The following is a 25,628-nucleotide window of genomic DNA, read 5'->3' on the forward strand; positions in this document are numbered from 1 at the left end:
GCCGGCGACAAGACCAGCGAGCCGGCCCGCGTCAAGCTCGCCTATGCGGGCCAGAAGCAGGACCCCGCCGCCCTCCTGAAGCCCAAGCTCTACGTGCTCGCCGTCGGCGTCGCCAAGTACCAGGATTCCTCCGTCGAGCCCCTCGGCCTGCCCGGCAAGGACGCCTCCGACTTCGCCAAGGCCATGCTGGCCCAGAAGGGCGGCATCTACGGCGATGTCGTGGTCCGCTCCCTGATCGACGGCGACGCCACCCGCGACGGCATCGTCGAGGGCCTGGAATGGCTCGAGAAGCAGGTCACCAGCCGCGACATCGGCATGATCTTCCTGGCCGGCCACGGCTATCTCGACAATGCCGGCGCCTTCTGGTTCCTGCCCGTCGACGCCTCGATCTCCAAGCTCCGCAGCCGCGGCATCAACAAGGAGGACATCCGCTCGACGCTGAGCCGGCTCGCCGGCAAGGCCGTGCTGTTCCTCGACGCCTGCCATGCCGCCGGCGTCTCCGCCGACAAGACCCGCGGTTCCGTCGACATCAACGGCGTCGTCAACGAACTGGCGGCGAGCGAGAACGGCGTCGTCGTGTTCGGCTCTTCGACCGGCAAGGAACTGTCGATCGAGAACGCCGCCTGGGGCAACGGCGCCTTCACCAAGGCGGTCATCGAGGGCATTGCCGAGGGCAAGGCCGACCTCCTGAAGAACGGCGTCATCACGCTGTCCGAACTCGATGTCTACGTCGCCGAGCGCGTCAAGGTCCTGACCGACGGCCGCCAGCATCCCGTCATGTCCAAGCCCGGCACCATCCCGGACTTCTCCATCGCCATTCAGAAGCGTTGACCCCAATCGATCACCGGCGCCGCGGCCTCAATGGCTCGCGGCGCCGTGCGGAAGCATCTGGAACTCCGCAGTGAACCCGGGCGGCCGGTCCGCCCCATCCTCGAAGCCCAAAGGCCCGGAACGGGCCCGTCGCGACGCCCGCCATGTCCGGGCGCCTGTCGCGATGCGAAGCGCAGGAGGGATATCGCATGTTGAGGCGATTCTGGATCACCGTCGCGCTCGGGGCGCTGACGGCCGCCGCGCCGGCTGGCGCCCGCGACCTCGCCAGCTACGCGCCGGAGGAGATCTCCGCCCTGCAGCGCCGGCTGACCGATGCCGGCTGCTACACCGGCGCGATCGACGGCCGGCGCAACGAGGCACTCACGCGTGCCGTCGGGTCGTGCCCGGACCAGGAACCGGTCCTGCGCATCGAGACCGGCATGCATTCCGGCCTGCCCGGCCCGATCGGCGTCGACGCTGCCTGCACGGTGCTGGCCACCGGTGCCGCCGACAAGACCGTCCGGCTTTGGTCGATGCCGGACGGCCGGCCGATCGAAACCCTGCGCCTGCCCGTCGGGGCCGGCAATTTCGGCAAGATCTACGCAACGGCGCTCAGCGCCGACGGGCGCTATGTCGCCGCCGGCGGCTGGGACGCCGCCCGCGACAAGGGCCAGCGCTACGGCATCTACCTGTTCGACCGGGTGGCGCGGACGATGCGCCGGATCGGCGATTTCGACAACGTCATCGACAGCCTGGCCTTCTCGCGCGACAGTCGCCGCATCGTCGCCGGCCTGGGGCGCGACAACGGCATCCGCGTGCTCGACGTGGCCACCGGCCGCGAACTGATGGCCGACAAGGACTACAAGGACGACACCTACGGCGTCCTGTTCGACGCCGCCGGCACGCTTTACGCGACCAGCTCCGACGGTTTCATCCGCCGCTACGACGCCGCCATGAAGCGGACCCACAAGATCAAGGCGCCGGACGGCCCGCAACCCGCCATGCTGGCGATCGACCCGACCGGGCGCCGTCTCGCCGTCGGCTATGACGAGACGGTCGGCTTCTCGATGCTCGACGCGGCGACATTGCAGCCGCTCGCCAAGGCCGACATCGGCGATATCAAGTCCGGCACCCTCTATACCGCGGCCTGGTCGTCCGATGGTCGCTTCGTCATGACCGCAGGCCGCACCGGCAATCCGAAAATCTTCCGTGCGCTCGGCCCGGACGGCCGCAAGGTCGGCACCGACCGGTCGGTCCAGGCCGGCACCATTCTCGATCTGAAGACCTGCGGCGACAAGATCGCCTACATGGCCGCCGATCCGACCTTCGGCACCATCGCGGCCGACGGCAAGGTCTCGGTCCTGCAGATGCAGCGCGGCATGGACGCGCGCAACAAGCTGCGCGACGCCTTCACGGTGTCGCCGGACGGCCGCAGCGTGCGCTTCGGGCTCGGCTATTCGGACACCAATCCGGTCCTGTTCGATCTCGATGCCGGCGGCATCGCCGACGCGCCGAACAAGATCCCCACGCACCTGACCGCCGACATCACCGGCCTGAAGGTGGAGAAGTGGGAGGACGAATACGAGACCAGCATCGGCGGCAAGAAGCTGGAACTCGACAGCTACGAACGCGCCCGGTCGCTGGCGGTCCGGCCCGACCGCTCGGGCTTCGCGCTCGGGACCGGCTGGGCACTGCGCGCCTATGACGCCAAGGGAACCTTGCGCTGGCGTCAGCAGGTGCCGGCCACGACCTGGGGCGTGAACATGGCCCAGGAAGGCCGCATCATGGTCGCCGCCCATGCCGACGGGACCCTGCGCTGGTACCGCTGGTCCGACGGCAAGGAACTCCTGGCGCTGTTCATCGACGTGCCGACGCGGCGCTGGGTCGCCTGGACGCCGACGGGCTACTACACGGCCTCGGCCGGCGGCGAGGACCTGATTGGCTGGCACGTCAACCGCGGCTGGAACCAGCTCGCCGACTTCTTCCCCGCCGCCCGCTTCCGCGATCGCTTCAACCGGCCCGACGTGGTCGCCAAGGTGCTCGACACCCTCGACGAGGACCAGGCCGTCGTCGCCGCCAACGCGGTCGCCAAGCGCAAGCCCGACACCGCCGTCTCCATCGAGACCCAGCTGCCGCCGGTCATCACCGTCGTGCCGCCGGCCGGCGGCAGCAACTTCACCGGCCAGGAACTGACCCTCGAATACGAGCTGCGCTCGCCCTCCGGCCTGCCGGTCACCGGCATCGACGTGCTGATCGACGGCCGCGCCGGCGATGCCACTCGCGGCATCGCCCGCACCGACGGCAAGCCGATCGACACCGGCAAGGGCCGCATCACCGTCAACCTGCCGCAGCGCGACGTGGAGGTCTCCCTGATCGCCCGCGCCGGCGACAAGACCAGCGAGCCGGCCCGCGTCAAGCTCGCCTATGCGGGCCAGAAGCAGGACCCCGCCGCCCTCCTCAAGCCCAAGCTCTACGTCCTCGCCGTCGGCGTCGCCAAGTACCAGGATTCCTCCGTCGAGCCCCTCGGCCTGCCCGGCAAGGACGCCTCCGACTTCGCCAAGGCCATGCTGGCCCAGAAGGGCGGCATCTACGGCGACGTGGTGGTCCGCTCCCTGATCGACGGCGACGCCACCCGCGACGGCATCGTCGAGGGCCTGGAATGGCTCGAGAAGCAGGTCACCAGCCGCGACATCGGCATGATCTTCCTGGCCGGACACGGTTATCTCGACAATGCCGGCGCCTTCTGGTTCCTGCCCGTCGACGCCTCGATCTCCAAGCTCAGGAGCCGCGGCATCAACAAGGAGGACATCCGCTCGACGCTGAGCCGGCTCGCCGGCAAGGCCGTGCTGTTCCTCGACGCCTGCCATGCCGCCGGCGTCTCCGCCGACAAGACCCGCGGTTCCGTCGACATCAACGGCGTCGTCAACGAACTGGCGGCGAGCGAGAACGGCGTCGTCGTGTTCGGCTCCTCGACCGGCAAGGAACTGTCGATCGAGAACGCCGCCTGGGGCAACGGCGCCTTCACCAAGGCGGTCATCGAGGGCATTGCCGAGGGCAAGGCCGACCTCCTGAAGAACGGCGTCATCACCCTCTCCGAGCTCGATGTCTACGTCGCCGAGCGCGTCAAGGTCCTGACCGACGGCCGCCAGCATCCCGTCATGTCCAAGCCCGGCACCATCCCGGACTTCTCCATCGCCATCCAGAAGCGTTGACGACGGATCGACCGAACGACCGGCGCCGCGGCCTCAAGGGAGGGCGCGGCGTTGTCGTTTCGGGAGGTGCCTGCGCCGCTGGCGCTCTGGGGCCGCGGGCGCCAGTCGGGGCCCTTGCCGGCGCCATCGCTGCCAGCAAGCCGATGCGCCTGGCCGCCGCCAGAATGCGCTTTTGCCGCCGCGCGATTGCGCTACACTCCTGCCATCGCGCCTCCCCGCGGGAGGCGAACCGGTGCCGGAAGCCGCGCCCGCGCAAACCTGCGCGAGGTCCGGATTCGCACAGCTACGTTCCCGGTTTCCTTTTGCGCGCCGATCCGGTAGTTTCCGCGCATTCATTTCCCCTGACCCGGAAGACTCATGACCAAGGAAGAAATCCTGGAATTTCCCGCGCTCGTCACCGAGCTCCTGCCGAACGCGACCTTCCGCGTGAAGCTGGAGAACGATCACGAGATCATCGCGCACACCGCCGGCCGCATGCGCAAGAACCGCATCCGCGTTCTGGCGGGCGACAAGGTGTTGGTCGAGATGACGCCTTACGACCTCACCAAGGGCCGCATCACCTACCGCTTCAAGTGACCGGCCGGGAGCCGAAAGCGGCTCCGCGCCGGCCCCGTCCGGCGTTCCCTCGACCGCCCTCGGGATGCGCAGCCTCCGGGCTCCTACCCGCCAACGGGCCCCCGCCCGCGAACGGGTTCCGGCCCGCCGTCGGGTTCAGCCCGCCATCGGTCTCCGGCCCGCCATCGGGTCTCCCCCGCGATCGGGCCCGGCCCGTCTCCGGGTGCCGTCTCGCCCTCGGGCGCCAGCCCATCTTCGGGTACCATTCCGCCCTCGGGCGCCTGTCCGGACCCTCGCCATGCCCGACGCCGTTCGCCCGAAGCTCGTTCTCGCCTCCGCCTCGCCGCGCCGCCTCGGGCTTCTGCAGCAGGTCGGCATCGAGCCGGATGTCCTGAAGCCGACCGACCTCGACGAGACGCCGAAGAAATCCGAACTGCCGCGCTCGCTCGCGACCCGGCTCGCCGCCGAGAAGGTCGCCGCCGGTATCGCCTGGACGAAGCAGGATCCCGATCTCGCCGGCAGTCTGGTGCTGGCCGCCGACACAGTGGTGGCTGTCGGCCGGCGCATCCTGCCCAAGGCCGAGACGATCGACGAGGCCGTCGCCTGCCTGCGCCTGCTGTCCGGCCGTTCGCACCGGGTCTGGACCGGCGTCGCGCTGGGATCCGACAAGCTCTCCGCCCGCGCACGCCTGGTCGAGGCGCGCGTCCGCTTCAAGCGGCTGTCGGCCGACGAGATCGACGCCTACGTGGCCTGCGGCGAATGGCGCGGCAAGGCCGGTGCCTATGCGGTGCAGGGCATCGCCGGCAGCTTCGTGGTCAAGATCGTCGGCTCCTACACGACCATCGTCGGCCTGCCGCTTTCCGAGACCGTCGGCCTCTTGGAGGCCGCCGGCTACCCGGTGCGCGCCGGCTGGTCGTCGCCGATCGTCGCCTCCGCCTGAGCACCGGTGCCGGCCGGCGCGCCCGGCCGGGGCGATCCGGCAAAGGACCCGGCGCGTCGGGCTCTGCCGCCCCGCGCCGGTCACTTCAGCGTGCAGGCCATGACGCGCACGATCCGCACCGTCTGGCCGAGTTGCGGCGTCACGTCGCCGAGTTCGGCGATGACGAAGCCGCCGGTCTCGCCGGGCGGGACGAAGCCGCGCGTGCTGCTGACCACCTCGTTCAGCGTCGGCACCTGATGACGCACCTCCATCCGCCGCAGGATGCGGCCCGACAGCACATTGCGCACCTCCCAGACGAAGCTCGACAGCATCACCAGCGGCGGCCCGCTCGCCGCGCGAAGTTCGCCGAGTTCGGCCTCCGTCAACGCCGTCTCGGGGCAGTCGGCATAGCCGGCGGCATCCTGCCCGCCCGTCGAGAAGCGGCTCTTGATCTCGCCCTCGCATTGGTCGCGGCAGGCATTGAGCGACCGGCGCACCGAATAGTCATCGAGGCGCCCGGCCGTCAGCCGCTCATTGGAACATTGCAGCACGCAGCCGCCGCTCCCCGGTACGGTGCGCCGGAACTGCTGCGCGCCGGCGGTTTCAGCCCCCAATCCCGCCGCCCCGGCCGCCAGCAGCACCGCCATCGCAACGCCCGCCCGGCCCCGACTCGCCGCACGCCCCCCAATCCTGCCCATCGTTCTCATGCCTCCCAGTTGCTCGTCGTCTGCGCCGGCCGTGCCCGGCCCGTCCGCAGGCCGTTCCTCGAAAAGGCCTCGATCAGAACGGCCCGTTCCGTTGCGGCCCTATCCGACCGATGCCATTCCCTCCGCCGGCCGCCCCATGGAGGGCCGTATCGCCGCCGTTCGGGCGCGCGTCGGACCGCGCCGCGGCTCCGCCGTCCCGCCCGGCAGGCGTTGCGGTTCCGGCGGCGACACCGTGCCGAATAGCCGTTCTGCGCGTCCACCACCCCGCCCCCGCCCGTCGCCGGTTCGCATCCCTGTCTTGAACGTGCCGCCGGGCCGTGATTTTCAGAGACCCGACCGATCCGCCGCGCCAAATGGCGAAACGCACCGAGACCGACATGAGCACCTCCGCACCGCCCCGCCACACAGCACGCCCCTGTCCGATCTGCTCGCGCATGTCGCTGGCGGCCCATCATCCCTTTTGTTCCGATCGCTGCCGCAAGGTCGACCTGAACCGCTGGCTCTCCGGCGTCTATGCCATTCCGGCCGCCGATCCTGCCGACGACGAATTCGACGACCCGCCCGCCACCCGCTGAGCGCGGATCGCGCCGAAGCCGACGGCGGAACCCGCGCCGATCCGCAGCCGGTTCCACGACCGCGGACCGCGCAGGGCCGGCCGCCATCGTCCCCTATACGGCGCCGCCGGCCGCTGGATTTCGAAAGCCGGATCAAGTCCCAACTATCTGCACCAAGGCTCTGGACAAGCCCCCCGCCCACCCACTATAACCCCGCCACTTCCGGTCCGGACCGCCACGGTCCTGGCCACGGAGCCCAGGTAGCTCAGCTGGTAGAGCAGCGGATTGAAAATCCGCGTGTCGGCGGTTCGACTCCGTCCCTGGGCACCATCACTCCCAATTTATCGTTTGCCTTCAAAAGCTTAGAATCGATCTTCGTCTCACCTGCCGATTCCCTTGAAATCGGCGGGACAGAAGGTGCGGGCTGCGAGCGCTCGTGCGGCTTCCGGCTTCCGTCAAGGCCGATCGGCCGGACCGGGCCGGCCGCTTCCCGCATGCCGGCAGGCGCGCCCGCGGCGGTGGCCGAAACGGGGCGCCAGAGCGTTAACCGCCCTGCCGGCCGGACACCTCCCGGTGCAGCCACTCGATGAAGCTGCGCACCACGCGGCGGTGCCGGGTCTCGCGCGGAAAAACCAGATGGTGGCCGACATAGGTGAGGTCGGCACTGCGCCCGGCAAGCGGGGCGACCAGCCGGCCGGCGGCGATGTCGCGCTCGGCCAGCAGCGTCGATTCCAGCGCCACGCCAAGCCCGTCGGCGGCGGCGGCGAGCGCCAGCGAACTGCGATCGAAGCGAATCGAGTGCTGCGCCGCGATGCGGAGCCCGTTCGCCTCGAACCAGTGCGGCCAGCGCACCTGCTTGTTGTCGCTGAGGATCAGGTTGACGCCGGCAAGATCGGCCGGCGCCGCGATGCGCGCCGCCAGGGCCGGTGCGCAGAGTGGCGTCACCGTCTCCTCGGCGACCGGAATCGCCTCGACCCCGGCGGCCCGGACCGGGCCGTAGACGATGTCGGCGTCGAAATCGTCCGCGTCGAAGCGGCAGTATTCGGTGCTCGCCGACAGGCGCACTTCGATCCCCGGATGCTCGCTGAGGAAGCGCGGCAGGCGCGGCGACAGCCAGGTCGAAGCGAAAGACGGCGCGGAATGCAGCCGCAGCACCTGTCGGCCTTGCTGCGCGGCCACCACTTCGAGCCCGCGCCGCAACTCGTCGAAGGCGGCCGCGACATGGCGCATGAAGACTTCGCCGCTGACCGTCAGCCGGACCGGCCGCGCCTCGCGCTCGAACAGGGCAACCCCCATCGCCCGTTCCAGATTGGTGATGGCGTGGCTGACCGCACTGGCCGACAGGTTCAGTTCCGCCGCCGCGGCCTTGAACGAGCCGCGCCGCGCGACGGTCTCGAAGACCCGGAGGCCCGGCAGGGAGACGCTCGACAACATGAACTGCAGTCAATCAAATTCACGCGGCGCTGGCCAGAGGGCGCCGCCGAAGACCCCGATTTGACGCCGGAAGCCGTTGTGCAGTGCGATATTTCGCTCTTCCGGCGCCATGGGTGAATTGGATTCAACAGGGGCTGAATTATCGCCATTTGCCAGAGGGGGATGAATTCCGTTCAATCCCGGCCGACCAAGAAACCAAGATCAGGGCAGGACCGCCATGCTTCTCGAAGGCCGTACAGCCGTCATCTCCGGCGCCGCCAGCCGCCGCGGCATCGGATTGGCGACGGCGAAACTGTTCGCCGCCCACGGCGCCCGCGTCGCCATCCTCGACATCGACGCCGCCGCGGCCGCCACCGCGGCCGCCGAACTCGGCGCCGGCCATATCGGCATCGGCTGCGACGTGGCCGACAAGGCGTCCTGCGACGCGGCCGCGGCCGCCGTTCTGGCCGCCTTCGGTCATGTCGACATCCTGATCAACAATGCCGGCGTCACCCAGCCGGTGAAGATCATGGAAATCGACGAGGCGAGCTGGGACCGCATCCTCGACATCAACACCAAGGGCGTCCTGTTCCTGTCGCAGGCCTTCATCCCGCATATGCGCGAGCGCAAGCAGGGTTCGATCGCCTGCATGTCCTCGGTCTCCGCGCAGCGCGGCGGCGGCATCTTCGGCGGCCCGCACTACTCCGCCGCCAAGGCCGGCGTGCTCGGCCTCGCCAAGGCGATGGCGCGCGAACTGGGGCCCGACGGCATCCGGGTCAACTGCGTCACCCCCGGCCTGATCCAGACCGACATCACCGGCGGCAAGCTGACCGACGAGATGCGGGTCGAGATCGCCAAGGGCATCCCGCTCGCCCGTCTCGGCGAGGCCTCCGACGTGGCCGGCTGCTACCTGTTCCTCGCCTCAGATCTGTCGGCCTATGTCACCGGCGCGGTGATCGACGTGAACGGGGGCATGCTGATCCATGGCTGAGGCCGCGCCCCTCCTGCCCAACACCTCGCTCGCCGACCGCGCCTACCGCATCCGCCGCAACGCGGTGCTGATGGGCGAGGTCCAGGGCCAGGGCTACATCGCCCAGGCGCTCGACATCGCCGACGTGCTGGCGGTCGCCTATTTCCACGCCATGCGCTGGCGCGCCGAGGATCCGGACTGGGAGGGCCGCGACCGCTTCCTGCTCTCCAACGGCCACTACGCCATCGCGCTCTATGCGGCGCTGATCGAGGCCGGCATCGTTCCCGAGGACGAACTGGAGAGCTACGGCTCCGACGACAGCCGGCTGCCGATGTCCGGCATGGCCTCCTATACGCCCGGCATGGAAATGTCCGGCGGCTCGCTCGGCCTCGGCCTGTCGATCGCGGTCGGCCGCGCCCTCGGGCTGAAGCGCAAGGGCTCCGACAGCCGCGTCTACACGCTGTTCTCCGACGGCGAACTCGGCGAGGGCTCGGTCTGGGAGGCGATCATGGCCGCCGCCCAGTTCGGGCTCGACAACATGATCGCCGTCGTCGACGTGAACAACATGCAGGCCGACGGCCCCTCGACCCAGGTGACGGCCTTCGAGCCGCTGGTCGACAAGCTGGAGGCCTTCGGCTGGTGGGTCCGGCGCATCGACGGCAACGACCTGGATGCGGTCCGCGACGCCTTCGACGCCGCCCTGGCAGCGCCCGCCGGCAAGCCGCGCATGATCGTCGCCGATACCCTGATGGGCAAGGGCGTGCCGTTCCTGGAGCAGCGCGAGAAGAACCACTTCATCCGCGTCGAGGCGCATGAATGGCGCCTGGCGCTCGACGCGCTCGATGCCGGGAGGCCCGCATGACCGCCAGCCCCACTCCCGCCGCCTCCGCCAAGCCGCGCCTGACCACCTCCGCCATGATCGCCTCGATCGCCGGCGAAGGGCAGCGCACCAAGCCCGCCCCGTTCGGCCATGCGCTGGTCGAGGCCGCCCGCACGCGGCCCGGCATCGTCGGCATGACCGCCGATCTCGGCAAGTATACCGACCTGCACATCTTCTCGAAGGAATTCCCGGACCGCTCCTACCAGATGGGCATGGCCGAGCAGGTCCTGTTCGGCGCCGCCTCCGGTCTGGCCGCGGAAGGCTTCACGCCCTTCGCCACCACCTATGCGGTCTTCGCCACCCGGCGCGCCTACGATTTCATCCACCAGACGATCGCGGAGGAAAACCGCGACGTGAAGATCGTCGTCGCCCTGCCGGGCCTGACCTCCGGCTACGGCCCGAGCCATCAGGCCGCCGAGGACCTGGCGCTGATGCGGGCGATGCCCAATATGGTCGTGATCGATCCTTGCGACGCGCATGAGATCGAGCAGATCGTGCCGGCGATCGCCGACCACAAGGGGCCGGTCTACATGCGGCTCCTGCGCGGCCAGGTGCCGCTGGTGCTCGACGAATACGGCTACAGCTTCGAACTCGGCAAGGCGAAGCTGCTGCGCGATGGCGCCGATGCGCTGTTCATCACCTCCGGGCTGATGACCATGCGGGCCCACGAGGTCGCCGAAAAGCTCAAGGCCGACCGCATCGAGGCGGCGATCCTGCATGTGCCGACCATCAAGCCGCTCGACGAGGCGGCCATCGCGGCTGCCGCGGCGAAGTCGGGTCGGCCGGTCTTCGTGATGGAGAACCACACGGTGATCGGCGGTCTCGGCGAGGCGGTCGCCGCGACGCTGCTGCGTCACCGCATCCAGCCTGCCGCCTGGCACCATATCGGCCTGCCGGACGCCTTCCTGGATGCCGGCGCGCTGCCGACCCTGCATGACCGCTACGGCATCTCGGTCGACGCCGTCACGGCGCGCGTCAAGGCCGCACTCGGCTGAGCGCCGGGTGCCGGCGGTCCCAGGTCCGAATACCGGCCGGATCGTCACCAGCCGCCAAGACACCACCGCCAGCGGGAGCGCCGGCGCAATCGGCCGCAAGAGCCGAACCCTTCCATCCAAAAAAGCCATCTGGAGGAAACCATGACCAAGCTCATCGACAGCCGCCTGTCCCGGCGCCGCTTCATGCTCGCCGCCGGCGTCGCCGCCCCGGCGATCCTCGTCCTGCCGCGCGGCGCCGCCGCGGCGACGACGCTCTCGCTCGGCCACAATGCCGCCCCGACCAACCCGCGCCAGATCGCGTCGCTGAAATTCGCCGAACTCGTCAAGGAGAAGACCGGCGGCCGCGTCGAAGTGCGCGTCGCCCCGTCCGAGCAGCTCGGCAACGAGGCCTCGCTCCTGACCAGCCTGCGCACCGGCGCGGTCGATATGACCGTCAACAGCCAGGGTTCGACCTCGGCGCTGGTGCCGGAAATCGCCGCGCTCGGCCTGCCATTCCTGTTCTCCAGCTCGGCCGACGCCTTCAAGCTGCTCGACGGCCCGTTCGGCGACGTGCTCGCCCAGCGCTTCGCCAAGGTCGGCATGGTGCCGCTCGGCTACTGGGACAACGGCATCCGCAACATCTCCAATTCCAAGCGCCCGATCGGCGTGCCGGAAGACCTGAAGGGCCTCAAGATCCGCACCCCGCCGGATCCGATGACCATCGACATCTTCCAGGCGCTCGGCGCCGCCACGCAGCAGATCAGCTTCGGCGAGCTCTACGTGGCGCTGCAGCAGGGCGTGGTCGACGGGCAGGAGAACCCGCTCACCAACATCGCCTCCTCGAAGCTCTACGAGGTCAATCCCTTCATCTCGATCACCGGGCACAAGTGGGAATCCTCCCCCTTCCTGATGTCGGCGATCACCTGGAACCGGCTCACGCCTGCCGATCGCGACGTGATCAAGGCCGCCGCGGCCGAAGCCGGCGCGCTGCAGCGCCAGATGCTGGCCGACGGCGAGGCCAAGCTCTTCACCGAGTTCAAGGCCAATCCGGCGATCAAGATGAACGACGCCGACAAGGCCGCCTTCCGCAAGGCCTCCGCCTCGGTGGTCGACATCTGGAAGAAGAAGCCCTTCGGCGACTTCGTCGAGCAGCTGGTCAAGGCGGTCGGCTAAGCCGCCACGCTGCGAAGCGCCCCGGCCCGGTCCGAAACCGGCGCGGGGCGCCCTCCTCCGATCGGACGGGCCGCCGCGCCGATGCCGACCCGGCCGCCTCCCGGCCGGACAGGCGGGCGGCGGCCTCCTCATTCCCCGTCGAGGGTTTTCCCATGATTGCTTTGGCCAAGGCCACCGACTGGGTGGATGCATGGCTCGGGCGGCTGTGTCGCGGCATCGTCGTCGTGACCATGCTCGGCCTGCTCGCCGTGATCGGCGCCAATGTCGTTGCCCGCTACCTGTTCGAAAGCGGCGGCATCAACGAGGTCGGCGAGATCCCCGAACTGCTGTTTCCCTGGCTGATCGCCGCCGGCATCGTGCTCGGCGTCCAGCGCAGCGCTCATATCGCGGTCGACTTCTATTCCGGCAAGCTCGGCCCGCGCGGCAAGGTCGCCGCCATCGTCTTCGTCAACATGGTGGTCTTCGCCACCTATGCGCTGCTGATCGGACCGGTGATCGAGATCGCCGGGATCACCGCCGACGAACACACCCCGCTTCTGCGCCTGCCCCGTTCGATCGGTTTCTACTCGCTGCTGTTCGGCATGGCCGGCACCATGTGGGCGTCGCTCGCCATCGCCGTTCGCGTCGTCGCCCACGGCGCCGAGGCCGCCCCCGAATTCGATCCCGAGGAGAGCGTGACATGATCGTCGTTCTGATCGCCGTCTTCTTCGGGCTGATGTTCCTGGCCATCCCGGTCGGCCATGTCCTGGTCGCGGCCTCCGCCGCCGCGATCCTGTCCAGCGACGCACTGCCGCTGATGATCGTCATCCAGCAGATGTTCCAGCAGACGCAATCCTTCCCGATGCTGGCCCTGCCCTTCTTCATCCTGGCCGGCAGCCTGATGATGAGCGGCGCCCTCGGCCGCAGCATGATCGAATTCGCCACCATCCTGGTGCAGCGCTATCGCGGCGGCCTCGCCTCGACCAGCGTCGTCGGCTCGGCCGTGTTCGGCGGCGTCTCGGGCTCGGCGGTGGCGGACGCGACCGCGATCGGCGGCATGTTGATCCCGTGGCAGAAGCAGTCCGGCTATCCGGCGGCCTATTGCGCCGCCAACAATGCCGCCGCCTCGACCATCGCGATCCTGATCCCGCCCTCGATCCCGATGATCCTCTACTCGCTGGTCTCCGACGTCTCGGTCAGCGCCCTGTTCTTCGCCGGCGTCCTGCCGGGCCTGATGCTGACCGCCGCCTTCGTGGCCGTGAACAACATCTCGGCGCGGCTGCGCGGCTTTCCGCTCTCCAAGGTGCCGTTCGAGTGGGATCGCTTCCGCACGCTGCTGCTGGCGGCACTCCCGGCGCTGGCCATGCCGGTCTTCATCCTGGTCTTCCTGCGCTTCGGCATCGCCACGCCGACCGAGGTCTCGGTGCTCGCCGTGTTCTATTCGCTCGGCGCGGGCCTGTTCATCTATCGCGACCTGACCTGGGCGCGGGTCTACGGCGCGATCGTCTCGGCCGGCGTCGCCACCGGCGTCGTGATGCTGGTGATCATGTCCTCGGCGGTGATCGGCTGGATCATGACCTATGTCCAGGCACCGCAGGTCTTCGCCGCCTGGGCGTTGGAGACGCTGAAGAGCCCATGGCTGATCATCGTCGCCATGAACCTGATCATGCTGGTCGCCGGCATGTTCATCGACCTTCCGGCCGCCATCCTGCTGCTCGGGCCGATCTTCGTACCGCTCGCCAAGGTGATCGGCCTCGACCTGACCCAGCTCGGCGTGATCATGGTGCTCAATCTGGCGATCGGGCTCTATACCCCGCCGGTCGGCACGACCCTGTTCATCTCGGCCTCGATCGCACGCACCGGCATCATCCGGACCGCGAAGGAACTGGCCCCCTTCTATCTTGCCGCACTGATCATCCTGGCCCTTTACTCCTACGTTCCCGCCTTGACCCTGAAGTGAGTGACATGACCGGACAGCGCATTGGTTTCGTCGGCCTCGGCTCCATGGGCGGCCCGATGGCCGTCAATCTGGCCCGGGCCGGTTTCGCGGTCGTCGGCTACGACCGGCGTGCGGAGGCCGCCGCGCCGCTGGTGGCGGAAGGCGGGCGGGCGACGGCGAGTGCGGCGGAGGCCGCGGCCGGCGCCGATGCGCTGGTGCTGATGGTCGTCAATGCCGCGCAGGCCGAGACCGTGCTGTTCGCCGACGGTGCGCTCGAGGCCCTGCCGGCCGGGGCCAGCGTGATCCTGATGGCGACCTGCCCGCCCGGGGCGGCCGCCGCTCTGGCCGCGCGCGTCGAGGCGGCCGGCCGTCGCTTCGTCGATGCCCCGGTCTCCGGCGGCGTCGCCGGCGCCAAGGCCGGCACGCTGACCATCATGGCGGCCGCGCCGGCCGACCTGTTCGCGCAGAACCGCGCGCTGCTGCTCGCCATGGGCAGCCGCCTGCGCCATGTCGGCGAGACGGCCGGCCAGGGCGCCACCGTGAAGGCGATCAACCAGCTCCTGTGCGGCGTGCATCTGGCCGCCGCCGGCGAGGCGCTGGCGCTGGCCAAGTCGGTCGGCGTCGATCCGGCCGTGGTGCTCGACATCATGTCCGGCTCGGCGGCGATGAGCTGGATGCTGACCGATCGCGGCCCGCGCATGATCCGCGACAACCCCGAAGTGACCAGCGCGGTCGACATCTTCGTCAAGGATCTCGGCATCGTGCTGGCCGCCGGCCAGGATGCCGGCGCCGCCACGCCGCTGGCCGCCACCGCCCACAGGCTGTTCGTCGCCTCGTCAGAAGCCGGTCATGGCCTGGAGGACGACAGCCAAGTGGTGCACGTCTTCCCGACCCTGAAGGCCTGACGGCCAGGCGGTCCGGATCGAACCGGGCCGGGCGCTGTCGCGACCGCCATGCGGCCGACAGCGCCCGGCTTTTTGCGTCAGCGCGCCAGGTCCTCGATCCCGGCGAAGAGCGCGAGCGCGTCCGGGTTGGCCAGGGCCTCGACATTCTTGACCGGGCGGCCGTGGACGACCTCGCGCACGGCCAGTTCGACGATCTTGCCGGATTTGGTGCGCGGGATGTCGGCGACCGCCACGATCCGGGCCGGGACATGGCGCGGCGAGGCGCCGGTGCGGATCTTAGCCTTGATCCGGCCGGTCAGGGCCTCGTCCAGCGTGGCGCCGGCCTTCAGCCGCACGAACAGCACGATGCGCACATCGCCGTCCCAGTCCTGTCCGATCGCCAAGGCCTCGATGACCTCGGGGATCTGCTCGACCTGGGCATAGATCTCGGCCGTGCCGATGCGCACGCCGCCGGGATTGAGGGTCGCGTCCGAGCGGCCGTGAATGATCATGCCGCCATGTTCGGTCCATTCGGCGAAATCGCCGTGGCACCAGACATTCGGGAAGCGCTCGAAATAGGCCGCGCGATACTTGGCGCCGCCCGGATCGTTCCAGAACATCACCGGCATGCACGGGAAGGCCTTGGCGCAGACCAGTTCGCCCTTCTCGCCGCGCACCGGCCGGCCGGCATCGTCATAGACATCGACCGCGAGGCCGAGGCCCGGCCCCTGGATCTCGCCCTTCCAGACCGGCTTGTCGGGAATGCCGAGCACGAAGCAGGAGACGATATCGGTGCCCCCCGAGATCGAGGCGAGATGCACGGTCGGCTTGATCGCCTCGTAGACATAGCCGAAGCTTTCCGGCGCCAGCGGCGAACCGGTCGAGCAGATCATCCTCAAGGCCGAAAGGTCGTGCGTGTCGCGCGGACGCAGGCCTTCCTTGGCGATCGAGTCGATATATTTCGCCGAGGTGCCGAACAGCGTCACCCGCTCGGCGGCCGCCATGTCCCAGAGCACCAGCGGGGTCGGCGCGAAGGGCGAACCGTCGAACAGGATCAGCGTCGCCTCCGCGGCCAGCGCCGAGACGAGCCAGTTCCACATCATCCAACCGAGGGTGGTGAAATAGAAGACCCGATCGCCCGGCTTCACGCCGGCATGCAGCTTGTGCTCCTTCAGATGCTGCAGCAGCGTGCCGCCGACGCCGTGGACGATGCATTTCGGCACGCCCGTGGTGCCGGACGAGAACAGGATATAGAGCGGCTGGTTGAAGGCGACGCGCACGAAGCGCGGCGGCTTGGCGTCGAAGCCGGCCGTGAAGGCCGCGAAGGTGACGCCGTTCGGCAGCCGGGCGGCGAGCGCGTCGGCGGTCCCCAGATGGGCGACGATCACCACCTTGCCGGCCGTCGGCAACTGGCCGGCGACGGCGGCGACCTTGTCGGCGACATCGATCGTCTTGCCGCCATACCAATAGCCGTCGCACGTGATGAACACCTTCGGCTCGATCTGGCCGAAGCGGTCGAGCACGCCGCGCTCGCCGAAATCCGGCGAGCAGGACGACCAGACCGCGCCGAGCGAGGCGACAGCCAGCATTGAGGCGACGGCCTCCGGCCCGTTCGGCAGCATGGCGCACACCCGGTCGCCGACCGCCACCCCTTCCGCCTCCAGCGCCTGCTGCAGGCGGGAGACCAGGGCGTTGAGCTCGCGCCAGCTCATCCGGCCTTCGCGCCTGTCCTCGGCGCGATAGACGATCGCCGTCGTGTCGTCGGACCGGCGCAGCAGGTTCTCGGCGAAGTTCAGACGTGCATCGGGGAAGAACTGCGCGCCCGGCATCCTGTCGCCGTCGACGAGACGCCGTTCGCCCTTCTCGCCGATGACGCCGCCGAAATCCCAGACCAGGTCCCAGAAAGCCTCCCGATCGGCGATCGACCAGGCATGCAAGGCATCGAAATCCGCGAAGGTGGTGCCGGCCCGCCGCCCGGCCTCGGCCGCGAAGGCCGCGAAGGCGCTGGCGGCCACCTCGGCCGGATCGGGCATCCACAGGGGGCGCGGCTCGTGCGTTGCGGCGGACTCCAAGGCGGTCATTCGTCATCTCCCCTTCGGCAATGCGTCCCATCCTGCCGCACCGCACTCCTGGCATAAAGGCAGCCGACCGCGCGGTCAAAATATGCTTGCAGCGGTCGCTCGATTTCTTGGGCGATCAGGTCGCGAAATCATAACGTTAGCTGCCCCCCCGCACGACTCGAGGCCGAGCCCCCGCCCCGTTTTGGGCAGCGACCGAGGCGGGCGAGCCAGGGCGATTTGCCATGCGGGCTTGCTTCGGGCAGACTCCATCCGCTATCGACAGCGCGTGTCGGCGTCTCGGGTGGTCCCGGTCTCTCGCCTCAGACAGGTTCGAGGACGGATGAAGAAACTCCTGTTCGGCTTGGCCTTCTGCGGCGGATTTGCGCTGAGCCTCGTGGCGGCCCGGCAAATGGTCCCGACCGAGCTCGTGCGCGCCGAACTGGCCGGCAGCCTGGCCAAGATGATCGGCGGCCCGGTCGAAATCCTCGGTACGCCGGACGTTTCCGTGATCCCGACGCTGAAGGTCCGCTTCGAGGCACCGCGCGTGATGATGTCCGGACGCGCGGAGCCGATCGCCGAGATGAAGACGCTGGTCGTCCGTCTCGACATCCTGCCGCTCCTGGCCGGCCGAATCAGTATCGCGGAAATCGGGCTGCGTTCGCCGGTCCTCCGGCTTGAGCGGAGCCTGTCCGGCGAGGCGCTGGTGCCGAACCGGGCGGCGCTCGCCGCCCTGGAACCCGGGCGCGTGACGATCGACGACGGGCGGGTGCAGGTCGACGACCCGGCGACCGGGCGCAGCGAGAGTTTCGATGGCCTGTCGGCCTCCTTCGTCTGGCCGCGGCTGCGCGGCGGAGCGAGCGTGGAGGCGAATTTCCGTTGGCGCGGCGAGACCGTCGCCCTTGTGCTGCAAGGCCAGGGTCCGCGGGCCCTCGCCGAGGGCGAGAGCGGCCAGATGGCCGGATCGCTGACCAGCCGCGCGCTGCGCGTCGCCTTCGACGGCAAGGGCCTGATCGCCGACACGCTGCAGCTCGACGGCGTGCTCGAAGTCGCCGCTGCCGATCTCGGCCGCGCCGCAGCCTGGCTCGGCGGATCGATCGCATCCAGCCCGCTGCTGCGCGACTTCGCCCTGTCGGGCCGCCTGCGTTCGCTCGGCTATGCGGCGACCGTGGCGGATGCGCGGCTGAAGCTCGACGGCAATGCCGCCGACGGCGTCGTCTCGGTCCGCCTCGACGCCCCACGTCCGCAAGTGCGCGCGACGCTGGCCTGGGACCAGCTCGAACTCGGACGCTACCGCACCGCCCTCGCCGACGGGCAATGGCGCCAGACCGGAATCGATGCCGCCGCACTCGGACGGGCGGATCTGGACCTGCGCCTTTCGGCTTCCCAGGTGCGGTTCGGGACGACAGGCGGCCTGGAAAAGGTCGCCGCGACCCTGCTGGTCAAGGACGGCCGCCTCGACGCCGAGATCGCCGATGCCGCGGCCTTCGGCGGCTCGCTCCGGGCGGTGCTGCGCGGCGAGCCGCGCGGCGACGGCTATCGTGCCACCGGCCGCTTTGCCGGCTCCGGCCTCGCCGCCTCCGGCGTGGCACGGGCCTTCGGCTTGAACGGCATCCAGGACGGCGACCTCGCCGTCTCCTTCGAGGGCGCGGCCAACGGCCGGACCCTGGGCGGGCTGCTCGGCGGGCTCGAAGGCCGCATCGGGGCGGAGGCGCGCAATCTGGTCGTTGCGGCGGTCGATGCCGTCGCCTCCGGCGCGCGATTCCTGCCGATCGCCTTCTCGAACCCGGTCGCGGCGCGGGCGCCGACCTTTTCACGCGTCGTGTTGGAGGCCGGCCTGACCGGTCATGCCCTGCGCATCGGGCGGCTGGATGCGGACGGCCCGATGCTGTCCGCCCGGATCACCGGCGAGGCGTCGCTGGCGAGCGGCCTGCTCTCCCTGCGCGGCCGCATGACCATGCCGGACCGGGCCGGCGAGCCGCGCACCGCCGAGGCGCGCAAACTCGAGATCCCGATCCGCATCGGCGGCACCTTCGCCGACCCGATCACCGCCGTGGTCAAGGCAGAGACCCCGTTCGGCAGCTTCGAGGCCCGCTGACACGGCGCCCATAGCCTCGACCGGACCATACATCGACCGGACCATACATCGATCCGACCATACCGGTACGGTCGCGGCCGGCCGGGCCGATCGCGCCGACAGCCCGCATCGATGGCTTTTCGATTTCGTAACCGGATCCGTGGCATTTCTGTTCGGCGTTCCAGCGCGATGCCGGTTCCGCCGTCCGGCCGATGGCCAGGCGGGGCCGGCCCGTGCATCCCTTGCGCCATCCCCGGTCGTGACATGCTCGTCCGTTTCGTCGCCTCGCTCCTGAAGATCGCCGTCGCTTCGCTGGCGACCGGGGTGGTGCTGGCCTATTTCAACATTTCGACCGCCATGCTGCTCTCCCATGTCAACCTGACGCCGGAAGAGGCGGCCACGCTGGTGCTCCGGGGCATCGACTGGGCCATGCCGCGCATGTTCCTCGGCGCTCTGTTCGTCATCCCCTATTGGCTGCTGAGCAACCTGCTCCGCCCCCCGCGCGGCTACGAGTGACCTGTCCCGGGATGGCGCAGGCGGCCGCCCATGAGTGAGCCCGGCGCTCGCAGACCCGGAATCGTATTGGTCGGCGGCGGCCATGCCCATGTCCAGGTGATGACCCGGATGGCTGCGGCGCACCGGTCCGGGATCCCCGTGACGCTGATCGCGCGCGATCTCGACACGCCCTATTCGGGCATGCTGCCCGGCCTTGTCGCAGGCCTCTACCGGCGCGACGAGATCCATATCGACCTCGTCCGGCTGGCGGCCGCGACCGGCACCCGCCTGATCCATGCCGCAGCGGACGGCATCGATCGTGCGGCGCGTAGGGTCCATCTCCAAGGCCACCCGCCGGTCGCCTACGATCTCCTGTCGATCGACGTCGGAATCACGCCCGATCTCTCGGAGATGGCCGGCGCAGACCGGCATGCCGTGGCGGTCAAGCCGATCGGCGGCTTCCTGGACCGGCTGGAGACCCTGCGCGCCGAGGCCGCCCGCGCCGGCGGCCGGCGCCGGATCGTCGTGGTCGGCGGCGGGGCGGCCGGCATCGAACTGATCCTTGCCCTTTACAGCCGGTTGCGCGCCGATGCAGCCGCCGCCGGCCGAGACCCGGATGGCTTCGCCTTCGCCCTGGTCACCGGCGCACGTCTCGTCCCGACGCTCAGTGCCGGCATCCGCCGACGCGTCGCGCGCGCCCTCGCCACGCGCGGGATCGCCGTGCACGGCGATGCGCGCGTGGTGGCGATCGAACCCGACCGTGTCGTGACGGCGGCCGGCGCCTCGATCGCCGCCGACGCGGTGCTGGTCTCGACCAAGGCACGGGCGCCCGCATGGCTGGCCGCGACCGGGCTCGCCCTGGCGCCCGACGGCAGCATCGCGGTCGGTCCGACGCTGCAGAGCCTGACCGATCCGGCCATCCTCGCCGCCGGCGACTGCGCCGCCATGGTGGCAAGTCCGCGCGAGAAGGCCGGCGTCTTCGCCGTCCGCCAGGGCCCGATCCTGGCCGAGAACCTGATCGCGCTGGCGCACGGAACCCCGTTGCGGGCCTATCGTCCGCAGCACCGGTTCCTCGTCCTGATCGCGACCGGCGACGGCCGGGCGGTCGGCGGTCGCGGACCCTGGCCGGCCTTCGAGGGTCGCTGGGTCTGGGCCTGGAAGGACCGCATCGACCGCCGCTTCCTGCGGACCTTCATGCCGTAGCAGGCATATGCCCGGCGAGCCCGACTTTGACGGGCGCCCGATCGCCCCTCCGCGGTTCGTCATCGCTCGGGTCGCCCTCGCCCTCATCCCGTCCGGCCGGGACCCTGGCCCTTGAGGCCGGATTGACGGCATCGCCCGCCTGTCGGCGGCGAAGGAGGTTCAGGCCGCCCCTCCGCGGCGCAACCACGCGGACAATCGCGCGGGCCATCGCCGGGCCGACCGGCGTTGGATCTGCTCCAGTTCGGCGGACAAGGCGGCGCATCGGGCAGTGAGGACGTCACGGTCCGCCGAGGCCTCGGCCAGCGCGGCCGTCAGGCGTTCCTGTTCGGCGGCGAGCGTGTCGCGATCCCGGGTCGCCTGGCTCAACGCGTCGGCCAGCCTGCGCCGCTCCTCCGCCAGACCATCCCGCTCGCTCGCCGCCTGCTGCCGCTCGGCCTCCATCCGGGCTGCTCTGCGCTTTTCGGCGGAGTGTTCCTCGATCAGGTCCATGACCACGCTGTCGGCCGTCGCGACCAGGCGATCAAGCTCGCCATCGAGCGTGCCGGGGCCGTCGGCGAGAGCGCGCGCCATCCGAGTATCGCGGACCAGCACGCCACAATCGAGCAAACGGCGCAGGTCCGCCTCGTCCGGAAAGCAGTCCAGAAACGAGCGTTCCAGTGCATCGCCTCCACCGAGTTCCCAGAGGTAGCGCGTCTGCCACGACGTGGAGCGATCGAGCTCGGGATGGCGTTCGAAGACGGCTCCAAAGGCGGCGACCTTCTTGGCATACTGCTCGAAGCTGCGCAGCGGGTAGTGAAAAACCGTCGCCGATCCATCCGGCCGCGGGCGCAGCTTCTGCCCGGAATGGGAAATGATGCCGTGGCCGGCAATCATGATCTCGCCCATGTCCTTGAGACGGAACACGACCTTGGGTTCGAGCCGGACCATGTGGATCGAATGGTCGAGCGTGAACTCGCGATCGCCCCGGAGCACCCGGCTGCGATACTCGTCGGGGTGAAAGGGCCGCCGGGCACGATAGACATGGGTCATCGGCGCGCTGTCCTGAGACCCGAGCGCCGCGCGGGGCGCGAACATGTTGTAGCGCGGCGCGGTGATGACCGGCTCGCTCCAGTCGAGCGTGGCGAAGCTGCCGGTGGTCAGATGCCAGAACTCGTCACCGTCGATTTGCAGGACGATATCGGCGCCCCGCGCACGCACCTCGGCGAACAGGGCAGCATACCAATGCGGCAGCTCGATCTCTGCGTCGCGGCCATAGGTAAGAACCGTGAGCGGCAGCCCCTCGTCGGTCAGGGCGCGCAGGATATCCGCCGTCTCGTCGGCCGAACCGTGATCCAGGATCACGAAATGATCGACCCCCAGGCGGAGGTGATGCCGGATATTCGCCTCGATGATATCGCCTTCGTCGCGGATCATCATGATGGCTGCGACGCGCAGTCCCGAGGGCTCCGTCATCACCGTACCGGCTCCAATGCCTCGGCCAGGGGCGTCAAGGGATCGAAGGCCTTGACCCGTTCGAAGGCCGCCTCGGCCAGGGCACGGCGGCGTTCGGGGGCGAACAGCCAGGCCCGGGCCACCTCGCCCGGATCCTCGTCCGCCGTCCAATAGGCGCACAGCCCATCGAGCTCCGGTTGGGTCCGCGCGGGCCTTTCGGACAGCACGAAGCTGCGCAAGTGCGCCATCTCCACCAGCCTCATGGGGCCGATATGGGTGAAGGGCGCCGCCCGGCCCAGGCTGAGGACGATTTTTGCCCGTGCCGCCCGGGCATTGCGCAGAAACAGCGGCGTGACCTGCGAGGGGGTTTGCACCAGGACCGGCACCGCTCGTTCGATCCGCCGCAGAAGGGCGGCGCGATGCGCATCGACATTGCCGAAGAAATAGACATCGATCGTCTTGTCGCCTTCGTCGATCATACTGTCCGGTTCGAAGAACTTCACGTAACCGGGCATGATCCGCCGGGAAAAGACCCCCAAATGCGCCATGAGGCGCACGCTTTCGTCGAAATACGACAGGAAGAAGCGACAGCGATCCAGGAATGGCCGCGCGCGATCGGCGAAAATCCAGGATGTCTCCGGCTTGAAATTGACCATGCCGGAGGCGATGTACTCGACATCGAAGACCCCGTATTCGTAAGGAGAATTCGCGATGTCGTCGAGCTCCTCAGGGGTCAGATACTGCAGCCCGATGATGATATTGATGGCATTGCGCTCAAACGAGCGGGGTTCGATCGTCACCACATGTCCGATTTGGGCGAGCCAATGAAGAAGGCTCGTATAGATATCCTCCTTCATGATCGTCCATTGCGGCGTGCGGTCGAACACTGCGATATGAACGCGCGACATTCGTCTGCTCTTCCCTATTCGACCACGAAATAGCCGGGGCCGTTGAGGAAGGGAACCCGGCGCAGAGCCAGCCCGTTCAGCCCGAAGACCTCGCGCAGGGCCGTCGTCTCACCGGGAAAGCCGGCATCGTTGATCTCGTCTAGGACCACGACGCTGCCGCGGGCGAGCCGGGGCCTGAGCGCCACCAGGGCATCACGCGTCGGGCTGAACAGATCCATGTCGAAATAGGCCAGGGCAACGATCGTTTCCGGGTGAGCCGTCAAATATCGCGGCAGGGTTTCCCGTACGTCGCCGGTGACGATTTCGAATTTGCGCTTGTGCGACAGCGGCGCCATGGCTTCACGCGCGGCGAGCACGCGTTCGAGATAGGCATCGTAGCCGCGCGTTGTCCGCACATTGCCCGGGCGTGCATAGACACTGTCGCCATCCTCGGCCGCCACGTCGACGAAGCCGTTAAAGGTATCGAAGCCGATAATCTTGCGAGAATAATGGGTCGGTTCGTAAAGGGTACGGAGATTCAAGAAAAACGACAGGTTTTGCCCCCAGCGGCAGCCAAGCTCCATGATCACGCCGGGCATGCCGAGGATCAGCCGGTACAGATGATCCATGAACAGCGCGCGTCCCAGGGCCAGGTGATCCATATGCAGGCCGAGATTGTCGAGGCGCTCATTTTCCGGGATCGGCGAGCCATTGAACAGGCCGGTCAATTCATAACGTGCAGCCCGCTCGCTCTCGCTCAAGGCGCGGGTGAAGCCGAGCAGGTTGCCTTCGTCGCGGTCCATGAGTGCCCCTCTCTCGTCGGGTAGACCATCCACGCCGAACGAGGATGCCATTAGTCAATTGTGCCGACAGCTACAAGCGAGACAAATCCGGGAGTGGGCGAGATCAGGCGCCCGCCGACCTTGCCTCATCCCGCTCTCATCGGTCACGCGATTCGGTGCTGCTTGAGGTTCTTCCTGGACCGCATTGCGAACCCGTTAGGGGCAGAACCGCCCAGACTGATGTGCGGGCGGCCCGCCATGTCGTCGAACCGCCAAGCCGCGACACAACCGGACATTACCCCGATTCCGCCCCCCCGGAAGGGACGAAATCCAGCACATGGCAGGCCCACCAGCGCTGCGGCGTCTGCGCGATCAGACGGCTGATGAGGCGCAGATCGGGCAGACTGCCGTCTTGCCCCTCGCTCGACCGCTCATGGAAGATGTGAAAGCGTCCGCCCCGATATTCACAGGCCGTCACCGTCCAGTCGGAGCGCGTTGCACGCAGCGCCGCCCAGGCCCCCCGCGCCAGCGGCACCCGGCATGGACCGGGAAGATCGATCATGATCGCCGGCCCGCTGGCCACCGTTCGATCGACGACGATCACGACATCCTCGCCGGCGCGCAGTTTCCTGTAAAATTCCCTGACGTTCCTGTTGTTGAAGATGACTTCCCCGCCATTCGCAACCAAGGAAAGGTTCTGATTTATATTATCATGCATTTTGCCTATCCATGGAGAGAGGCCAGGTATTCGATTGTATAAATCCGAGGTTATCCAATTCGTCGTGTTTCCGCTCTGCGCCAGCCAAGCCACCACGGGATAGAGCGAACCATAGTGAAACATGAAGTGAATCGTGCCGCGCCGGCTCGCAGGGTGCCGGTCCGCCGTCTCGCCCGAGGCGGGAGGCGGCGGCAGGCTGTCCAGCAGGCGAGGCAGGGCCAGCCCCTCCCATTCCGCGTGCGAAAAATGGATATACCGCTGGACGAGCCAGATCAGCCGGCGCCATGGCGGCTCGCCCGGCGCCAGACGGCGCAAGGATCGCCACGTCATGGGGCGAACCACATAGCGGCCCGTTCCGACCGACAGCCAATCATAGCCGAGGGCGGCATGAATGACGCCGCGAACCGTGGCCCAGCCACGCCCGAGCGAAAGGGGGAAATGATGCGCGAGCAGCATCAGCATCGCGGTATCGATCGCGATCAGTCTTCCCTGAATCCAACCACGCATCTGGACCATGTCCCTGAAGCGCCCGAGGAGCGCCGCGCCCCCGCCGGCCCCGTTCGCCGTCAAGACATTTGACGCGGCTGGCGTACGGAGGAGAGGAGATCGAGCCATGTCAAGGGTTGCCGTCGAGCGGGAGCGTTTGCAGTAAGGTAAGTGGTGAACGGCCTCCGGATTGGCCGGCAGTGTCACTCCGTCATGGCAGCCGTCGTCTTCAGGTGACGTCACTGAGGCCCCTCCACCCCGGACCGGCCGATGGCGCAATATCGTCGATGCCGCCGCCGGGATGGCCGGCGCCGATGCAGCTGACGGCCTCCGCAGGCTCCGCCCGGCGACCGCACCCAGCCATCGGGTTGGAACTGAAGCGGTCTTGTCGCCGGCTCTGTCGTGCGCCGGGTCCTTGAGACGCCAAAACGCCCCGTGCGTTTGGGCACGGGGCGTTTGATATGGCTTGGTTGCGGGGGCCAGATTTGAACTGACGACCTTCAGGTTATGAGCCTGACGAGCT

At 68.7% G+C, this 25,628-nt stretch carries 22 protein-coding genes and 1 tRNA gene; 16 read left to right on the forward strand and 7 right to left on the reverse strand.

Going from position 1 to position 25,628, the window contains the following annotated elements; all coding sequences use genetic code 11:
- From KL771_RS27465 to KL771_RS27480, 4 genes are all read left to right on the forward strand, one after another.
- The coding region (locus KL771_RS27465; protein ID WP_261971704.1) for a caspase family protein at nt 1–831 on the forward strand (831 nt) is incomplete at its 5' end.
- 188 nt (nt 832–1,019) lie between these two features.
- The gene (locus tag KL771_RS27470) at nt 1,020–4,022 is read left to right on the forward strand and encodes a caspase family protein (protein WP_261971705.1); all 3,003 of its coding nucleotides are present in this window, start codon (nt 1,020–1,022) and stop codon (nt 4,020–4,022) included.
- A 357-nt stretch (nt 4,023–4,379) separates the two neighbouring features.
- Nucleotides 4,380–4,598, forward strand: a complete 219-nt coding sequence (gene infA, locus KL771_RS27475; protein WP_054360874.1) for a translation initiation factor IF-1 — start codon at nt 4,380–4,382, stop codon at nt 4,596–4,598.
- Nucleotides 4,599–4,875: 277 nt separating this feature from the next.
- The gene (locus KL771_RS27480; protein WP_261971706.1) at nt 4,876–5,517 is read left to right on the forward strand and encodes a Maf-like protein; all 642 of its coding nucleotides are present in this window, start codon (nt 4,876–4,878) and stop codon (nt 5,515–5,517) included.
- A gap of 80 nt (nt 5,518–5,597) precedes the next feature.
- Here KL771_RS27480 and KL771_RS27485 read toward each other — a convergent pair whose 3' ends face one another.
- Nucleotides 5,598–6,143 carry a hypothetical protein gene (locus KL771_RS27485; protein WP_261971707.1) on the reverse strand — a complete coding sequence of 182 codons (546 nt, stop codon included), beginning with the start codon at nt 6,141–6,143 and terminating at the stop codon, nt 5,598–5,600.
- A gap of 437 nt (nt 6,144–6,580) precedes the next feature.
- Between KL771_RS27485 and yacG the strand changes: the two genes are divergently transcribed.
- The gene (gene yacG / locus KL771_RS27490; protein WP_261971708.1) at nt 6,581–6,778 is read left to right on the forward strand and encodes a DNA gyrase inhibitor YacG; all 198 of its coding nucleotides are present in this window, start codon (nt 6,581–6,583) and stop codon (nt 6,776–6,778) included.
- A gap of 233 nt (nt 6,779–7,011) precedes the next feature.
- Nucleotides 7,012–7,087: transfer RNA gene (locus KL771_RS27495), tRNA-Phe, on the forward strand.
- A gap of 213 nt (nt 7,088–7,300) precedes the next feature.
- Here the strand turns inward: KL771_RS27495 and KL771_RS27500 are convergent.
- Nucleotides 7,301–8,191: a LysR substrate-binding domain-containing protein gene (locus KL771_RS27500; RefSeq protein WP_261971709.1), complete on the reverse strand. Its 891-nt coding sequence runs from the start codon at nt 8,189–8,191 to the stop codon at nt 7,301–7,303.
- A gap of 217 nt (nt 8,192–8,408) precedes the next feature.
- Here KL771_RS27500 and KL771_RS27505 point away from each other — a divergent pair, with 217 nt between their 5' ends.
- The 7 genes from KL771_RS27505 to KL771_RS27535 all read left to right on the forward strand — a co-directional run bounded on the left by KL771_RS27505 (nt 8,409) and on the right by KL771_RS27535 (nt 14,990).
- A complete protein-coding gene (locus tag KL771_RS27505; protein WP_261971710.1) occupies nt 8,409–9,161 on the forward strand; it encodes an SDR family NAD(P)-dependent oxidoreductase in 753 nt (250 codons plus the stop codon).
- Entirely contained in the window at nt 9,154–10,002 is an 849-nt protein-coding gene (locus tag KL771_RS27510) for a transketolase (RefSeq protein WP_261971711.1), read from the forward strand. The genes KL771_RS27505 and KL771_RS27510 overlap by 8 nt, the downstream gene beginning before the upstream one ends.
- Nucleotides 9,999–11,015: a transketolase family protein gene (locus tag KL771_RS27515; RefSeq protein WP_261971712.1), complete on the forward strand. Its 1,017-nt coding sequence runs from the start codon at nt 9,999–10,001 to the stop codon at nt 11,013–11,015. Before KL771_RS27510 ends, KL771_RS27515 begins: the two co-directional genes overlap by 4 nt.
- A 183-nt stretch (nt 11,016–11,198) precedes the next feature.
- On the forward strand, nt 11,199–12,167 hold the full coding sequence (locus tag KL771_RS27520) for a TRAP transporter substrate-binding protein (RefSeq protein WP_261971723.1): 969 nt from the start codon (nt 11,199–11,201) through the stop codon (nt 12,165–12,167).
- A 152-nt stretch (nt 12,168–12,319) separates the two neighbouring features.
- Nucleotides 12,320–12,850 (forward strand): TRAP transporter small permease, encoded by a 531-nt coding sequence (locus KL771_RS27525; protein ID WP_261971713.1) that lies wholly within the window; start codon nt 12,320–12,322, stop codon nt 12,848–12,850.
- Nucleotides 12,847–14,106, forward strand: coding sequence for a TRAP transporter large permease (locus KL771_RS27530; protein WP_261971714.1), 1,260 nt, complete (start codon nt 12,847–12,849; stop codon nt 14,104–14,106). The genes KL771_RS27525 and KL771_RS27530 overlap by 4 nt, the downstream gene beginning before the upstream one ends.
- Nucleotides 14,107–14,111: 5 nt before the next feature.
- Nucleotides 14,112–14,990, forward strand: coding sequence for an NAD(P)-dependent oxidoreductase (locus KL771_RS27535; protein WP_390867881.1), 879 nt, complete (start codon nt 14,112–14,114; stop codon nt 14,988–14,990).
- Nucleotides 14,991–15,067: 77 nt separating this feature from the next.
- Here the strand turns inward: KL771_RS27535 and KL771_RS27540 are convergent, their stop codons facing one another.
- Nucleotides 15,068–17,050, reverse strand: a complete 1,983-nt coding sequence (locus KL771_RS27540; protein WP_261971716.1) for an acetoacetate--CoA ligase — start codon at nt 17,048–17,050, stop codon at nt 15,068–15,070.
- Between the two features lie 319 nt (nt 17,051–17,369).
- On the opposite strand from KL771_RS27540, the gene KL771_RS27545 reads away from it, so the two are divergent.
- From KL771_RS27545 to KL771_RS27555, 3 genes are all read left to right on the forward strand, one after another.
- Nucleotides 17,370–19,124 carry an AsmA-like C-terminal region-containing protein gene (locus KL771_RS27545; RefSeq protein ID WP_261971717.1) on the forward strand — a complete coding sequence of 585 codons (1,755 nt, stop codon included), beginning with the start codon at nt 17,370–17,372 and terminating at the stop codon, nt 19,122–19,124.
- A gap of 243 nt (nt 19,125–19,367) precedes the next feature.
- Complete coding sequence (locus tag KL771_RS27550; protein ID WP_054360852.1) at nt 19,368–19,619, forward strand: hypothetical protein; 252 nt, start codon at nt 19,368–19,370, stop codon at nt 19,617–19,619.
- Nucleotides 19,620–19,649: 30 nt separating this feature from the next.
- Entirely contained in the window at nt 19,650–20,801 is a 1,152-nt protein-coding gene (locus KL771_RS27555) for an FAD-dependent oxidoreductase (protein WP_261971718.1), read from the forward strand.
- A 159-nt stretch (nt 20,802–20,960) separates the two neighbouring features.
- On the opposite strand, the gene KL771_RS27560 is transcribed toward KL771_RS27555, so the two are convergent.
- From KL771_RS27560 to KL771_RS27575, 4 genes are all read right to left on the reverse strand, one after another.
- Nucleotides 20,961–22,253: a glycosyltransferase family 2 protein gene (locus KL771_RS27560; protein WP_261971719.1), complete on the reverse strand. Its 1,293-nt coding sequence runs from the start codon at nt 22,251–22,253 to the stop codon at nt 20,961–20,963.
- Nucleotides 22,253–23,140: a hypothetical protein gene (locus KL771_RS27565; protein ID WP_261971720.1), complete on the reverse strand. Its 888-nt coding sequence runs from the start codon at nt 23,138–23,140 to the stop codon at nt 22,253–22,255. The genes KL771_RS27560 and KL771_RS27565 overlap by 1 nt, the downstream gene beginning before the upstream one ends.
- 14 nt (nt 23,141–23,154) lie before the next feature.
- Entirely contained in the window at nt 23,155–23,922 is a 768-nt protein-coding gene (locus KL771_RS27570; RefSeq protein ID WP_261971721.1) for a TylF/MycF family methyltransferase, read from the reverse strand.
- Nucleotides 23,923–24,196: 274 nt separating this feature from the next.
- The gene (locus KL771_RS27575; protein WP_261971722.1) at nt 24,197–25,135 is read right to left on the reverse strand and encodes a hypothetical protein; all 939 of its coding nucleotides are present in this window, start codon (nt 25,133–25,135) and stop codon (nt 24,197–24,199) included.
- Nucleotides 25,136–25,628 lie beyond the last annotated feature (493 nt).

The organism is Prosthecodimorpha staleyi, assembly GCF_018729455.1.
GTDB classification, from domain to species: domain Bacteria; phylum Pseudomonadota; class Alphaproteobacteria; order Rhizobiales; family Ancalomicrobiaceae; genus Prosthecodimorpha; species Prosthecodimorpha staleyi.

Excerpts from the sequence above, each read along its gene's own strand:
- KL771_RS27470 (WP_261971705.1), top strand. The coding sequence starts at position 1,020 with ATGTTGAGGCGATTCTGGATCACCGTCGCGCTCGGGGCGCTGACGGCC.
- infA (WP_054360874.1), top strand. The coding sequence starts at position 4,380 with ATGACCAAGGAAGAAATCCTGGAATTTCCCGCGCTCGTCACCGAGCTC.
- KL771_RS27480 (WP_261971706.1), top strand. The coding sequence starts at position 4,876 with ATGCCCGACGCCGTTCGCCCGAAGCTCGTTCTCGCCTCCGCCTCGCCG.
- KL771_RS27485 (WP_261971707.1), bottom strand. The coding sequence starts at position 6,143 with ATGGCGGTGCTGCTGGCGGCCGGGGCGGCGGGATTGGGGGCTGAAACC.
- yacG (WP_261971708.1), top strand. The coding sequence starts at position 6,581 with ATGAGCACCTCCGCACCGCCCCGCCACACAGCACGCCCCTGTCCGATC.
- KL771_RS27500 (WP_261971709.1), bottom strand. The coding sequence starts at position 8,191 with ATGTTGTCGAGCGTCTCCCTGCCGGGCCTCCGGGTCTTCGAGACCGTC.
- KL771_RS27505 (WP_261971710.1), top strand. The coding sequence starts at position 8,409 with ATGCTTCTCGAAGGCCGTACAGCCGTCATCTCCGGCGCCGCCAGCCGC.
- KL771_RS27510 (WP_261971711.1), top strand. The coding sequence starts at position 9,154 with ATGGCTGAGGCCGCGCCCCTCCTGCCCAACACCTCGCTCGCCGACCGC.
- KL771_RS27515 (WP_261971712.1), top strand. The coding sequence starts at position 9,999 with ATGACCGCCAGCCCCACTCCCGCCGCCTCCGCCAAGCCGCGCCTGACC.
- KL771_RS27520 (WP_261971723.1), top strand. The coding sequence starts at position 11,199 with ATGCTCGCCGCCGGCGTCGCCGCCCCGGCGATCCTCGTCCTGCCGCGC.
- KL771_RS27525 (WP_261971713.1), top strand. The coding sequence starts at position 12,320 with ATGATTGCTTTGGCCAAGGCCACCGACTGGGTGGATGCATGGCTCGGG.
- KL771_RS27530 (WP_261971714.1), top strand. The coding sequence starts at position 12,847 with ATGATCGTCGTTCTGATCGCCGTCTTCTTCGGGCTGATGTTCCTGGCC.
- KL771_RS27535 (WP_390867881.1), top strand. The coding sequence starts at position 14,112 with ATGACCGGACAGCGCATTGGTTTCGTCGGCCTCGGCTCCATGGGCGGC.
- KL771_RS27540 (WP_261971716.1), bottom strand. The coding sequence starts at position 17,050 with ATGACCGCCTTGGAGTCCGCCGCAACGCACGAGCCGCGCCCCCTGTGG.
- KL771_RS27545 (WP_261971717.1), top strand. The coding sequence starts at position 17,370 with ATGAAGAAACTCCTGTTCGGCTTGGCCTTCTGCGGCGGATTTGCGCTG.
- KL771_RS27550 (WP_054360852.1), top strand. The coding sequence starts at position 19,368 with ATGCTCGTCCGTTTCGTCGCCTCGCTCCTGAAGATCGCCGTCGCTTCG.
- KL771_RS27555 (WP_261971718.1), top strand. The coding sequence starts at position 19,650 with ATGAGTGAGCCCGGCGCTCGCAGACCCGGAATCGTATTGGTCGGCGGC.
- KL771_RS27560 (WP_261971719.1), bottom strand. The coding sequence starts at position 22,253 with ATGACGGAGCCCTCGGGACTGCGCGTCGCAGCCATCATGATGATCCGC.
- KL771_RS27565 (WP_261971720.1), bottom strand. The coding sequence starts at position 23,140 with ATGTCGCGCGTTCATATCGCAGTGTTCGACCGCACGCCGCAATGGACG.
- KL771_RS27570 (WP_261971721.1), bottom strand. The coding sequence starts at position 23,922 with ATGGACCGCGACGAAGGCAACCTGCTCGGCTTCACCCGCGCCTTGAGC.
- KL771_RS27575 (WP_261971722.1), bottom strand. The coding sequence starts at position 25,135 with ATGGTCCAGATGCGTGGTTGGATTCAGGGAAGACTGATCGCGATCGAT.